The organism is Nocardia sp. GP40, from assembly GCF_050434125.1.
GTDB lineage: Bacteria > Actinomycetota > Actinomycetes > Mycobacteriales > Mycobacteriaceae > Nocardia > Nocardia albiluteola.
On sequence record NZ_JBNPVW010000019.1, the window covers coordinates 116,728 to 128,508 of the forward strand.

Below are 11,781 nucleotides of genomic sequence, written 5' to 3' on the forward strand. Positions count from 1 at the left end.
AGGCTGGAGGTGAGTAGCCGGGAGATCGAAACACCCCGGTCTTCAACTGGGCGAACCTAGTGTCACGTAATTGAATGTCATTTATGTTTGATTTCGGTTGGTGTCGAGCAGTTTCTGATAGTCGCGTTCGAGGATGCGGACCTTGCCGATGATGCCGTCGGCGGTGGCTGTCCAGGTGAATGGTTCCGCGTTCTCGTTCCAGTGGGTGATGTAGTTGTCGATGTGCCGGATGAGTTGCCGGACGGATCCGAAAGTTCCTCGGCGAATCGCCTGCCGGGTGATGATCCCGAACCAGGTTTCCACCTGATTCAACCACGAGCTTCCGGTGGGAGTGTAATGGAATTTGACATTTGGGTGTTTCTCCGTCCACTCGTCGATTTGTTTTCCGTCGTGCGTGGATAAGTTGTCCACGATGACGTGGATCTCTTTGCCTGGGTGACGCGAGGTGACATAGTCGAGGAACTCGATGAATTCCGCCGTCCGACGCCGCGGGAAACAGCGGCCGGTTACCTCGCCCGTCAAGGTGTTCAATGCCGCGAACAGACTGGTAGTGCCGTGACGGACGTAGTCATGCGTGCGCTTCTCTGTCTTGCCGAAATCCATCGGCAGCAACGGCTGTGTCCTGTCGAGAGCCTGAACCTGCGTCTTCTCGTCCATCGACAGCACCACCGCCCCCTCGGGTGGGTCCAGGTACAGGCCGACCACATCGACCACCTTCGCCGCGAAATCGGGATCGCTCGACAACTTGAATGTGCCCTGCCGCCACGGCTGCAAGCCGTGCTCGCGCCACAATGTCGCGATGAAATTATGCGACACCGAGATGCCTTCGCGGTATTTCAGATATTTCGCCATCTCGTTGCTGGACCAATGCGTCAATCCCGTGCCGTCCGGCGGCGTGGTCCATGTCAACGCCAGTATTCTGGCGCGTGTCTCGGCCGGAACCGATCGAGGCCGACCTGTCGACTTACGACCCTCCAACCCGTCCACGCCGGACTCCGCATAGCGGTCGATCCACTTGTAGACCGTCGGCCTTGACGTCCCCGCCATTTCCGCTATCTCCGCCGCGGAATAGCCCTCGTCGTCCCACAGGACGATCTGCGCGCGCCACGCCACCGAACTGTCGTAGGAATCTGAATAAAGTTTCGACCGCAACTCGCCTCGCGCCTCACCGGAAAGACCCACCAGACAATACTTCCACAGACGTCAACCCAGGTAAAGATAATTCAATTAAGCGACACTAGGGCACCGCCACTCGGTACTAGGATATCTGACCTCGACCGAGCATGCTGCCCGCATCACAGTCGCCACCCGCAGCATCAACTGAAATTGGATCGAGTCGACCCCGGACTCAAGTATTGGGTTGCTGCATCGGGGATCGGCCATATGCGTTGGAGGACAATCTGAATCGCCACCGATGCACGAGGTGCGTCGGAAACGTGCGACAATGTGCACGTCTCATCGAGCGAACCAGCGACACGCAGTCAGATTGGTGCGCAGGGTGTGAGAATCCCCTGCACCCTCAAACTTTCGACGGACTCCACGATGTGCACCGCGGCCGATCTGTCGCGCAACAGAGCGCCCAGCTCAATGTTGCGCTGTCAATGCGCAGCATTGCAGTACTGGTGATGTTTGCGGACGCGACACCTGCGCTGGCAGTCCGCGCGGAGGCAAGACGACGAACCATCTGGCCATCTTCGCGCACAAGTGACGGAGACAGCGATCCCGATCGGCATTTCGCCTCTGAGTGGCCTGGGCCCATGGTTCTGCGGGGGTTACACAGACCGCCGCTGGGGCTTGCGGTGGGCATGGCGGTGGATCTCAGCGAGGCCCGGTTTGGTGGTGATGTCTCAGGAGGCGGATAGGCATCAGCGTGATCGCGATGGCCCGCACCGATCTGGCTTGTGGTTCGGCGAAAGGCTCTAAGCTGTGCAAAGTTTCGGCCGCGCGGTACTATCGTGCCTCGGCTCAATCAGAGTTCCGCGGGACATCGGGGGTGTGGTGGAAGGCAGCGGCGAAGCTTACGAGACGTTGATGGTGCAGGTTTCCCGATTGTTTCCCGAGGTGGCTGCGCAGGTCTGAGCCGATGTGACTGCAGGGCTGGATATTCCGTCCGACAACCAGTCCTCGTACGGGTACATGAAGGCAAGGACGCGGTCTATCGAGATCACGACACGCAGGTTCTCTGACGACGAAAAGCTGGAGATCCTGCTCGCCGCCTTGATCACTGCCACCAGGACAGCGATTGAATCACGCAAGCGAATCGCCGAGTTCTTCGGAGCCGGCGAGGACTCTGCAGGGCAGGGAGATCGCCTCACTTTCGCCTCACCCGAAACCGCCGAAGACCTATTCACCGTGTCCGCCGGGCAGATGGCGCAGATCGGTGAGATGGCCGAGGCGCTTGGAGATTTGGAGCAGGCACTGGCGTTGCTCGGATCCCGATGAAGGCGGGGGTCGGCAAGGTCGAGCTGGTTCAATTCGTCGAGCGATCACTGGGCGTACTTCACGCGAGCTATCGAGGATTCGCGAAGGAGTCCGACCTATACGAGGCCGCTCTGCTCTACATAGCCGTCGTTGCCGCGCACGCCGCGGGCGGCAACTCGATGATCACCTACGCGCATGGTGGGGAAGATTGCTCTGCAGACCGGCAGCCTTGAGGGGCCATGGCGTGAGAAGCTGGAGCATACCGTTGCCGCACACCCATTTGTCGCAACGGGCAAAGTGACGGGTAGACGGGTTGGGGACTGAATGGCCAGGAAAGTGGTGAAGGCGATGGCCGAGCGGTAAGACACCCTCATGAACCTCCGGTCGTACCCTGCGGACAACAGGAATCTCCTGCTATTGCCACAGCCCGGATCGCCGCCACGGATGGTTCGTCGATCAGCAGCGCGCCTGCGGTTTGCGGGGCCTGCTCCGACCACTGCGGCGATCTTGAACAACCTCAACGGCAAACAGTCTGCTAACCATATGGGGTAGCTGATGGACTGTGGTCTGCTACCGACTTTTTACCGAAACCGTCGCTTGATGTGCTGAGAGGGCCGTTTCGGTGGCTGTGGACGGTGGATGTGGCACCCGTCGATGCTGTAGGTCGGCCGACGGTCAGGTCGTTGAACAGCTGTTTTAGTAGTTTGGATGCCAGAGCGGTGGGCCGCGCCGCGCCGCCTCAGCTCAGTTTGTAGAGCGCTTCACCTCTAGCGAAAGGGTCGTAGTTCGAGCGCCTCGATACTCGATTTCGCGGGTCTGCAGCCGACCAAGACTGGCTGGATACAGCTGCCTGGCCTGCCGATTTCGCCACGTTGACCAGCGGTTTTCGTGATCCTGGCAGGAGACGATAGACTCGCCTGGCCGAAAGGTACGCCGCCTTAGCTCAGTCGGTAGAGCGCTTCACTCGTAATGAAAAGGTCGGGGGTTCGATTCCCCCAGGCGGCTCCATGTTTTCTTCCCCCTCGCGGAGCCATTGACGGCAGTTCTCGACGACAGTCAGGCTTTCCCGCCTGAACAAGCCGTCGATGTTGGCCACCGCTTCCCGCTGCACCTTCTCCACGACTTCCAGATAGAAGGTCGTCGTCGTGTTGATCGAGGCATGGCGCAGAATCCGCTGAACCGTCGCCACATCAACACCCTGAGCGAACAGCAGCGTCGCGCAGGAGTGACGGAGGTCATGCAACCGGATCGGCCGGCCGCCGGCCCGGGGTGAGTAGTCAGTGGGGGACGTGATCACGCTCCGATCTCGGCAGCCACTTTCGAGTGTCGGTGTGCCGCAGCCAGTATCGACCTTGCTACTGCCAAGGACCGAACCGAGCACCACGCAGAACGCTGAGCACGGCCAGGAACATCGTCAGGGCAGATGGCTAACCCGCCAGGAACTCGGTCGTGGTCACCAGGCTCACAGCCAGGAACAAAGTGAGCAGTCCTGACCAACTCCACCTGGCACGCAAGAAGCGAAGCCTGGCACGCAAGAAACGCCGTGTCGGACGGTACTCATCTAGGCCAAGAAGTGTTCAATCGCATCCTTGAATGGTGCGGGTTTTGCCTCGTCCGTAGCGTGGAGCAGCTTGCCCCAACGATCGTGCGCTGCTTGGCGCGAGACACCGCAAGCCAAGCCGATCGCAGCCCATGTTGCTCCGGCTTGACGTGCTGCCACCACAGCCTCCACCAGCTCCACATGGGCAGTGTGACGAATCCTTAGCTTCGTAAGCTCCAGCGCCACACGCACACGGCGAGAAGGCTGCTTCAACCCAATGGGTTCTGGCTGACCTTTCCGTCTTGCCGATTCATTGATCAGTTCAATAGCCAGCTTGTCAATCTCTCGTCTGAGAATCACGCTTAGCTGCCCTGCCGCGCGGGCTATTTCCCATTCCTCTGGCTTTGCTACCGGACTATTGTCGTTTGCTAGTAGTCGATGGCCGCTGACTGCTTGCTCTTTGTTGCTGTCAGATTCACTACCCTTCATGCGTCAAGTAAATCAGTACATGCTGAGCTATGTCAAGCAATGCTTGACAAGGATAGGCTTGGATAAGTAAGTGCAGAGAAACCAGCCGTACGGCAACGCCTATCGGTGGATGAAGGTCGAATCTGGGGCGGATGTCATCTTACTCGAAAGTAAATTGGTGATTCTAGTCACATATAGGGCGAATAACTGTGAATTGCGAGAAGTTTGCTAGCGAACTCGGTTCATCCTTCAACTTGCCTGACCTGGATATTCCCGACCATCAATGTGAAAAGCAATCGTGCCAGATGGTTTGAGAACGCTCACATGGGTGTTGCAGATCTGTTATTCGTGTCCGAAGAGGGGGCTAGAGTGGACCCCGCACCGCGACGAAGGCTCGCCGCTTGCTCAAGATGAGCCGTGCCCGCCCTTGGCAGAGGGCGGAGCACGACCCCGGCGGCCTCAGCCCGATGCACAGAGTGATTTGCGTACCAAACGACATCGTAGGAGAAGAGACGCCAGTGCTCACAGTATTCGCTAGGCTGCATCTGTTCAATCGAACGGGAAACATTTCGTCAAATATCACATCGCGTGGCGGCCACTACACGCACCTGACCGACCTCGGCGCCACTGCCGCGGCGAGCACGTCAGCGGGAGGTCTGGCCGCCAACCACCTTGCGTTCGTGCTGGCGATCTTGCTGGCCTTCGCGATCGCGACGATCTTCGCGGTGGCTGTCGGTTTCTTCTACAAGTTGGATGGCGGGCGAACCATCGGAGCGATGAAGTGCGGAGGCGCGGCCTTCGCGACGGTGGTCGGCATCGGCATCGCCGTCATCACGCTCTGCTGTGCCATGACATAGCCCTTCCCGCAGGCAACTAAGGAGCGGCGAACGGCTGGCCGTGCTCGACACACGGGACAACGCCAGCCGTTCGCTGCTCACAGCTGCGCCCAGCCCAATCTGACCCCGTGTGTAAAGAGTCGCGTGCTCACGCTGACGACATCTTTGACGACAACGGCGTCGACATTCCACGCCATCGACGCCGTCACCTGCTGGTGTCGTTTTTTTCTGTTTTCGCTGCTCACGCTGACCCTCGTAATGAAAAGGTCGGGGGTTCGATTCCCCCAGGCGGCTCCAGGTCAATCCGGCCCCTGACCAGCCGGTTTCCGGCCATCCGCCGTTTCGGGGCGATATCGGGGAGTTCATCACATCGTGAAGGCGCTGTCGGCGTGACGGAGCCATGCCGGGATCACCGCAATCCGCGACGAAATACTGATCACCGGGTTCACACACGTGGACCGATACCGCCGCGATTGGCCGTTGGTCCTCGAGCGCGGCCCACGGGAGGTCGCCGAGCTTGTCGCGATGCCGGTCGGCGTTGTCTGAGGCTCGAGCGAATGACGGCCGGCCGTCCCGCTGCCGTGTACTACCTGCGCGCTACCGGTCGTGGTGACCGTGTGGAATCGGAGTCGCACCGTGCGGCCCGGCCGAGGTGGGTGGGCCGCACGGGCACTCAGGCGCCGAAGTCGGCGCGGTGGTCGGCGGCCCAGTCGGCCAGGGTGCGGCCGGGTTTTCCGGTCACCGTGGTGACGGGGCGTACCCGGTCGGGGGTGGTGACGGTGTCGCTCCAGTAGTCGAGCAGCATCTTCATGATCGGCTCGGGGATGAATTGGGCCATCTCGGTGCGGAATTCGTCGGCGGTGATCTCGATCAGCGGGATCTCGCGGCCGATGGCGGCGGCGAGGGTTGCGACCTGGTCGCTGCGGGTGACCGCCTGCGGGCCGGTGATCGGGATGATCCGACCGGTGTAGTCGTCGGAGAGCAGCGTCTCGGCGGCGGCCTCTGCGACGTCGTATTCGTGGACCGGCGCCTGGGCGGATGCCAGGTACGGGGCCCGAATGGGGGCGCCCGAGCTGATCTGCCAGCGCCATTCGAGCAGGTTGTTGGCGAAGGTGCCGGGGCGCAGGATCGTCCAACCGCCGGTGCGATCGGTCACGGCGGCCTCGATGGCAGTGTGGTGCAGCTGACTGGCCGAGCCGTGGTCACGGGGGAATTCCTTGGCCGCGGCCAGCGAGGACAGGACCGTGAAGCGCTGCACGCCGGCGGCGACGGCCGCGTCGAGGAAGACGTCGATACCGCCTGCCGGGAAGACGAAGACCCGATCGACACCCTCGAACACCTGCGCGCCGAGCGTAGAGGCATCGGCGAGGTCGCCCGCGACGACCTCGACGGCCTCGGGCAGGTTCGCGTCCTCGGGCTTGCGGGTCAGGGCGCGGACGGTGGCGCCGCGCTCCAGGAGGGTGGCGACGAGGTGGCGCCCGACGGCGCCGGTCGCGCCGGTGACGAGGATGGTGGGGCGGGAGGGGCGGATCTCTGTGCTGTTCATGACATTTACTTTTCTCGTAAAGCCCCCGTCGCCACATCACGAGAATTCGTTATTTCCCGCCGCCTCCGGGGCCGGCGGCGATGTTCACACCAGCTGATCGCGCAGCCAGTTCACCATGAGCGGGATCACCTCGGGGAGTTTGGACGCCGCGACGTGCCCCGTGTCCGGGATGAGGTGGACTTCGGTGTCGCGGCGACCTGCGAACAGGAGGCTGTCCTGCTGGACGATGTGCACATCGTCGGCTCCGTTGACGATCAGCATCGGGCAGTTGACATCCTGGGCGATCAGGTCGGCGCGAATGAATGGTTGTGCGGCGGTGAGGATCTCGTCGATGGTGGGCTGGGTTGTGAAGCCGAAGGCATTGCCCGCGATGTCGGCCATGCCGAACATCAGGTGCGTGAAGTTCTCCGGTGTGAAGGATTCGACGATGGGCCCGCCGAGATCGATGGCGGCATCGACGATTCCACGTAGACCCGAGGCGGCGGCGAAGTTGCCGCCGTAGGACAGGCCGAAGTGGGCGACGCGGCCGTTGCCCAGGGCGCGGGCGGCATCGACGAGACCGTCGATCACGGTGTCGGCGTATGCGTCGAGCGGGGCGGGGGTTTCACCGGTGCCCGGGTGGTCGAAGGCCAGCACCGTCACGTTCGCGCTGCGGACGAACGCCGTCTCGATGGCGTGCAGGTCCATCTTCCAGCTGTCGATACCGCCGCTGACGAGGACCACCGGGCGCTGCGCGAAATCCGGTGTGGCCGAGAGCAAATGGACCGGCACCTCGGTGGAGCCGCCGCGATAGGGCAGCTCGAGGATGCGGCGCTCGAAGTGGATTCCGAAAGTGGTTGCGGCCTTGGTGTACTGCTCGACCTGCAGCGCCATCGCCGTGCGCTTGGCATCGTCGGCCAGCACCGGGAAGCGAGCCACACCGTAGGCCAGGGCGGCACGATAGTGTTCGCCGGCGTCGGCGTATTCGGCTGCCAGCGAGGAGAATTCGTAGGTCCAGCAGCCGGGGCCGTCCGACCACATCCGGTCCACCCTCGCCATGGCGCGGTCCAGATCGCCGGCGGGCAGGCCCTGATTGATGAACTGCGGGCGCCGCTCGTCGTAGAGAGCATCGAGATCGACGGCGAATTCGTAGGCCACGGCAACTCCTGATGTCCAATTGCAACTGAATGTTGTGTTAGTGAGTGTGGCATGATCGGAGTGCAAACGCAACAGGAGGTTGTATTTATGGCTGGGAAGGATGCCGGCACCGCCGCGCCGGGGACCGTCCGCGCCGGCGGCAGGACCGCCCGGGTACGTGCGGCCGTCCTCGAGGCCGCACTCGAGGAGCTGGCCGCCGACGGGTACGCGACGCTGTCGATCGAACGCATCGCGGAACGGTCCGGCGTGCACAAGACGACCATCTATCGGCGCTGGCAGTCCAAGGAGGCAGTGCTCGCCGATGCCGTCGGAGACCTGGTCGAGACGTTGTTCCCGATCCAGACCACCGGGGTGATCGACCACGATCTCCAGGTTTTCGCCCGCGCCCTGGCCGATCTGCTCAGCAGCGACTCCCCGATCGTCATTGGTGCCGTACGCGCACTGTTCTCCGACGCCGCCCACGACCCGCGCATCGCCGAGCTCAAACGCAATCTGTACGCCCGTCGCTACGACGAGGCCCGGGCGATCGTGCGGGCGGCGATCGAACGCTCGGATCTGCCGTCCGACACCGACACTCGTGAACTGGTGGGCCTGATCTCCGCGCCGATCTACTACCGATTCCTGGTGACCCAGGAGCCGCTCGACCACGCCGTCGCCGACCGGGCCGCCGCCACCGCCCTGATCGCCGTCCGCGCCGGAGCCTGCCGCACCCGATAGGGCCGATTGCTCGTGGCATTCGCTGGCCTCCGCTGATCGAGTGTGATGCGATCGAACCGCGAAATGTGACGCAGGTCATTGCCTGCACCGGCGTCATTGGGCATCGTCGTCGAATCGTTAACGGAAAGACCTGGTTGGAGTGCCCAATGGCCGACCTCGATTTTGCTTATGACCTCACGCTCGACGAGGCACGGCGACGTAGCGCCGTCCTCGCGGCGCTCGGCGACAACTGGGATCCGGTCGCGGTGCTCGCCGAGGAAGACCGCGCGTACGACATGCTGTACTCGAACCTCGACGACGAGCAGCAGCGAATCTACGACGAACTCGTCCAGGCCGGTGTCCTGCCGGATCGAGCCCCGCGCTCCATCGCCGACTGATTCAGCTGGAGTCTGCATCGGGCGGTCGGCCCGACTCTTGGGCTCCGAGGTTGGCGTCCAAGGTCAGTGCCGCACCCAGCTCTGCGCCCTGTCGGCCAAGTTCCACCACGAAACAAACTGTGCGTCTTCGGATTCCAGTTTCCAGTCCGCCGCCAGGGCGTCGAAGAACGCGTCGTCACCGGTCTTTCCGCCCTTCGGCTCGCCGATGTACACCACACGCTCGCCACCGGACGCCGTGAAGGCCGCCAACGCGTGGGATGCCATGGGGTTCCCCCATCCCGGCGGCCAGCACAGGAACAACACATCGTTCGCTCCGATGCCGCCGCGGGCCTCCAGCTCTTTCAGGTCACCGACGCTGTGCCACACGTCGGCTGGCCTAGTTGCGGGGAGGAACGAGGGGTTTTCCGTCCGATCCGGTGGCTCGGACTCGAACGCTTCGACCCGGATTCCGGCCCCCGCGAGCTGTGCGGCCCAATACCCACGGCCCGCCCCAAGCTCGACCACCGACCGTCCATCGGCGAACTCGGCCAGCCAGGTGACAGTGTCTGGCGACGGGGCCGCGTAGGCGTACGCCGCCTGCAGGATCGTTTCCGCGAACCCGAGCCGAGCACTCCCGTTCGGCCGGCCACCATCCACCACACGACGGCCCTCACGCATCGATACCGACGGGGAAATGATGTCCCAGTACGGGTTTTCGCTCACCATGTGGCCGCCGGTCATGAAGTGCACGAACCGCAGATCGAACGCGGCATCCGCCGCATCGTCGCCAGTGCCGGACAGCATCGGCGCGGTATCCAGATACTCCGAGGCCTTCGGATACCGATTTCGAAGAAGGTAGGTCAGCCTGCCGCAGCAGCATGGACCGACCATATGAGTTCGGGGACTCGCTCCGACTGTCGTCCTGAAGGGATCAGCCGTGGTCACTGCTCGTGAGCTTGTTCGGGACTGTTCTTGTCTCTTGCTCGACTTCGATGGGCCGATCTGTGGGTTGTTGTCCGAGGCTCTCGATCAGGTCGCTGCTGCCGAGATGGTGGCGGTTGAGGTGGAGCGGCGGTTTGCTGGGTGTGCGCGCCGACTGGTGCTGTGCTCAGTGGGCTTTCGGCTCCGCGTGCAGTAGCAGGAGGGCGAGGGTGTCTGTGAGCCACTGCTCGTAGGCATCGGGTGTCCAGCCGGCCTCGGTGACCAGGCTGTGGTAGACGTCGTCGGTCATCAGGGCTATTGCGACGTCGGTGGCGTTGGGGGGCAGGGAGATTCCGGTGTTGCGGATCTGCGCTATGACTTTGCCGATTTCGGTGCGGTTGCGGCGCATGCCGTCGGTCCAGGCGGTGGCTATGTCGGTGTCGATGGCTACGCCCGAGTGGAGGAGGGTGAGGATGTCGCCGCAGCGTTCTCGGACCTGGCGGCTTCCCTTTGCCAGGGTTCGGATCAGCTCCATGGGGTCGGCGAAGTGCTCGGACTCGGCCCGCAGGTCGATCAGGCCGGCCTCCTCCTCGAGCAGGTCTATCAGGCCTCGTAGCACTCCGGCCTTGGAGCCGAAGTGGGAGTAGATCGTTTGCGGTGCGACGCCGGCCTCCTGGGCGATGCGTCTGATCGAGGTGCCTGTGTATCCGCTCTCGGTGAAGAGGCGGCGTGCGGTGGTCAGGATGGTTCGGAGCGTCAGCTGTTCGCGTCGATCGCGCAGGCGGATCACGCCGGACTGTTCCACTGACATCTACTCCTCCTTTTGGGCGCCTGTGCCTGCGCTGCAGCGTATCGAGCCCTCGTTGACGGCTTGCTCGTGCCGCACTCAGTCTAAGTGAACATCGGTCCGCCTGCTAGACCAATGTTCCATTTAGAGGTCACTTGTTCTAGTATCGTGATCGTCATGGTGGCCGACGCGAACGGGCAAGACGTCCGAGGCAGGCGCCGAAGATTCGACAAGGACCCCGGATGAAACAGCTCTACTACGCGACGACCCTGTACACCGTTCTCGGACTGGTGGCCGGATTCTTCTATCGCGAATTCACCAAGGCCCACAATTTCACCGGAAAGACCGAACTCGCGGTCACTCATACGCACCTCTTGGCATTGGGCACGCTGTTTTTCCTGATCGTCCTGGTGTTGGACAAACAGTTCGCACTCTCCTCGCAACGGTTGTTCGGCTGGTTTTTCTGGACCTACAACGCGGGTGTCCTCTGGACGGTCGCGATCATGACGGCGATCGGCATGCGTACCGTGCAGGGCCGCGCCGAGAGTGATCTGCTGGCCCACATGGCCGGAGGCGGGCACATCCTCCTGACCGTCGGACTCACCCTGTTCTTCATCTGCCTGTACTGGCCGATCGCGGCCCGTCGGGAAGAACCCGCGCCGGTGTGACCGATCGGCTAAGCGCCGGGCAGGATGCCGAGGTGCCAGCCGCCGCCCTGGGGATCGGTGGTTCCGATGTCGTAGCTGCCGTCGTCGTTGCGACGTAGGTAGACGACCGGTCGGCCCGGGGTCGTGACGAGTTGGTCCACGACCCTGCCGTGCTGCACGACGGCGATGTTCGTTCGGGTCAGGTGGGCGCCGGCGAAGAGGGCGAAATTGATGGCGTCGTGGCCCTGTGCCTGGCCCGCGGCTCGGATCAGCCGGAAGACTCCCTGGGGGGCGAAGCCGTAGATTCGGGCGCCGGGCAGATAATCGCCGTCGGCGAAAGCCCGTTAAAAGTTCTCGGGTGTGAACGTTCCGAAACGGTCACCGTGTGCGCCGATTTCGTCGAAG

At 62.7% G+C, this 11,781-nt stretch carries 15 protein-coding genes, 1 tRNA gene and 1 pseudogene; 8 read left to right on the forward strand and 9 right to left on the reverse strand.

Going from position 1 to position 11,781, the window contains the following annotated elements; translation table 11 throughout:
• Positions 1-81: 81 nt before the first annotated feature.
• Entirely contained in the window at positions 82-1,182 is a 1,101-nt protein-coding gene (locus ABH933_RS39930; protein WP_429426985.1) for an IS630 family transposase, read from the reverse strand.
• A 903-nt stretch (positions 1,183-2,085) separates the two neighbouring features.
• Between ABH933_RS39930 and ABH933_RS39935 the strand changes: the two genes are divergently transcribed.
• The 4 genes from ABH933_RS39935 to ABH933_RS39950 all read left to right on the forward strand — a co-directional run bounded on the left by ABH933_RS39935 (position 2,086) and on the right by ABH933_RS39950 (position 3,694).
• Positions 2,086-2,442, forward strand: coding sequence for a hypothetical protein (locus tag ABH933_RS39935; protein ID WP_429426987.1), 357 nt, complete (start codon positions 2,086-2,088; stop codon positions 2,440-2,442).
• Entirely contained in the window at positions 2,439-2,654 is a 216-nt protein-coding gene (locus ABH933_RS39940) for a hypothetical protein (RefSeq protein WP_429426989.1), read from the forward strand. The genes ABH933_RS39935 and ABH933_RS39940 overlap by 4 nt, the downstream gene beginning before the upstream one ends.
• Before the next feature lie 699 nt (positions 2,655-3,353).
• Positions 3,354-3,429 (forward strand) — tRNA-Thr (locus ABH933_RS39945).
• A gap of 25 nt (positions 3,430-3,454) precedes the next feature.
• The gene (locus ABH933_RS39950; RefSeq protein WP_429426991.1) at positions 3,455-3,694 is read left to right on the forward strand and encodes a hypothetical protein; all 240 of its coding nucleotides are present in this window, start codon (positions 3,455-3,457) and stop codon (positions 3,692-3,694) included.
• Here the strand turns inward: ABH933_RS39950 and ABH933_RS39955 are convergent.
• Positions 3,605-3,805: pseudogene (locus ABH933_RS39955) on the reverse strand (hypothetical protein); the annotation flags it as partial. The gene ABH933_RS39950 and the pseudogene ABH933_RS39955 overlap by 90 nt on opposite strands.
• Before the next feature lie 177 nt (positions 3,806-3,982).
• Positions 3,983-4,450 carry a hypothetical protein gene (locus ABH933_RS39960; RefSeq protein WP_429426993.1) on the reverse strand — a complete coding sequence of 156 codons (468 nt, stop codon included), beginning with the start codon at positions 4,448-4,450 and terminating at the stop codon, positions 3,983-3,985.
• A 497-nt stretch (positions 4,451-4,947) separates the two neighbouring features.
• On the opposite strand from ABH933_RS39960, the gene ABH933_RS39965 reads away from it, so the two are divergent.
• On the forward strand, positions 4,948-5,286 hold the full coding sequence (locus tag ABH933_RS39965; RefSeq protein ID WP_429426995.1) for a hypothetical protein: 339 nt from the start codon (positions 4,948-4,950) through the stop codon (positions 5,284-5,286).
• A 77-nt stretch (positions 5,287-5,363) separates the two neighbouring features.
• Here ABH933_RS39965 and ABH933_RS39970 read toward each other — a convergent pair whose 3' ends face one another.
• The 3 genes from ABH933_RS39970 to ABH933_RS39980 all read right to left on the reverse strand — a co-directional run bounded on the left by ABH933_RS39970 (position 5,364) and on the right by ABH933_RS39980 (position 7,948).
• Positions 5,364-5,510, reverse strand: a complete 147-nt coding sequence (locus ABH933_RS39970) for a hypothetical protein (protein WP_429426997.1) — start codon at positions 5,508-5,510, stop codon at positions 5,364-5,366.
• 428 nt (positions 5,511-5,938) lie between these two features.
• Positions 5,939-6,811, reverse strand: coding sequence for an SDR family oxidoreductase (locus ABH933_RS39975; RefSeq protein ID WP_429426999.1), 873 nt, complete (start codon positions 6,809-6,811; stop codon positions 5,939-5,941).
• 84 nt (positions 6,812-6,895) lie between these two features.
• Positions 6,896-7,948 (reverse strand): alpha/beta hydrolase family protein, encoded by a 1,053-nt coding sequence (locus ABH933_RS39980; protein ID WP_429427001.1) that lies wholly within the window; start codon positions 7,946-7,948, stop codon positions 6,896-6,898.
• An 87-nt stretch (positions 7,949-8,035) separates the two neighbouring features.
• Here ABH933_RS39980 and ABH933_RS39985 point away from each other — a divergent pair, with 87 nt between their 5' ends.
• Together ABH933_RS39985 and ABH933_RS39990 are read left to right on the forward strand one after the other, a co-directional pair.
• Positions 8,036-8,665, forward strand: a complete 630-nt coding sequence (locus ABH933_RS39985) for a TetR/AcrR family transcriptional regulator (protein WP_429427003.1) — start codon at positions 8,036-8,038, stop codon at positions 8,663-8,665.
• A 146-nt stretch (positions 8,666-8,811) separates the two neighbouring features.
• Positions 8,812-9,042, forward strand: coding sequence for a DUF6400 family protein (locus ABH933_RS39990; protein ID WP_429427004.1), 231 nt, complete (start codon positions 8,812-8,814; stop codon positions 9,040-9,042).
• Positions 9,043-9,105: 63 nt separating this feature from the next.
• Here ABH933_RS39990 and ABH933_RS39995 read toward each other — a convergent pair whose 3' ends face one another.
• Both ABH933_RS39995 and ABH933_RS40000 read right to left on the reverse strand, forming a co-directional pair.
• The gene (locus ABH933_RS39995) at positions 9,106-9,825 is read right to left on the reverse strand and encodes a hypothetical protein (protein ID WP_429427006.1); all 720 of its coding nucleotides are present in this window, start codon (positions 9,823-9,825) and stop codon (positions 9,106-9,108) included.
• Between the two features lie 304 nt (positions 9,826-10,129).
• A complete protein-coding gene (locus ABH933_RS40000; RefSeq protein WP_429427008.1) occupies positions 10,130-10,753 on the reverse strand; it encodes a TetR/AcrR family transcriptional regulator in 624 nt (207 codons plus the stop codon).
• 218 nt (positions 10,754-10,971) lie between these two features.
• Here ABH933_RS40000 and ABH933_RS40005 point away from each other — a divergent pair, with 218 nt between their 5' ends.
• Positions 10,972-11,397: a DUF2871 domain-containing protein gene (locus ABH933_RS40005; protein ID WP_429427010.1), complete on the forward strand. Its 426-nt coding sequence runs from the start codon at positions 10,972-10,974 to the stop codon at positions 11,395-11,397.
• Between the two features lie 8 nt (positions 11,398-11,405).
• Here ABH933_RS40005 and ABH933_RS40010 read toward each other — a convergent pair whose 3' ends face one another.
• Positions 11,406-11,555, reverse strand: coding sequence for a hypothetical protein (locus ABH933_RS40010; protein WP_429427012.1), 150 nt, complete (start codon positions 11,553-11,555; stop codon positions 11,406-11,408).
• Positions 11,556-11,781: the final 226 nt, after the last annotated feature.

What these genes read in the sequence shown, in the direction of transcription:
- ABH933_RS39960 (WP_429426993.1), bottom strand. Translation starts at nt 4,450, where the DNA reads ATGAAGGGTAGTGAATCTGACAGCAACAAAGAGCAAGCAGTCAGCGGC.
- ABH933_RS39995 (WP_429427006.1), bottom strand. Translation starts at nt 9,825, where the DNA reads ATGCTGTCCGGCACTGGCGACGATGCGGCGGATGCCGCGTTCGATCTG.
- ABH933_RS39985 (WP_429427003.1), top strand. Translation starts at nt 8,036, where the DNA reads ATGGCTGGGAAGGATGCCGGCACCGCCGCGCCGGGGACCGTCCGCGCC.
- ABH933_RS39990 (WP_429427004.1), top strand. Translation starts at nt 8,812, where the DNA reads ATGGCCGACCTCGATTTTGCTTATGACCTCACGCTCGACGAGGCACGG.
- ABH933_RS39940 (WP_429426989.1), top strand. Translation starts at nt 2,439, where the DNA reads ATGAAGGCGGGGGTCGGCAAGGTCGAGCTGGTTCAATTCGTCGAGCGA.
- ABH933_RS40000 (WP_429427008.1), bottom strand. Translation starts at nt 10,753, where the DNA reads ATGTCAGTGGAACAGTCCGGCGTGATCCGCCTGCGCGATCGACGCGAA.
- ABH933_RS40005 (WP_429427010.1), top strand. Translation starts at nt 10,972, where the DNA reads ATGAAACAGCTCTACTACGCGACGACCCTGTACACCGTTCTCGGACTG.
- ABH933_RS39975 (WP_429426999.1), bottom strand. Translation starts at nt 6,811, where the DNA reads ATGAACAGCACAGAGATCCGCCCCTCCCGCCCCACCATCCTCGTCACC.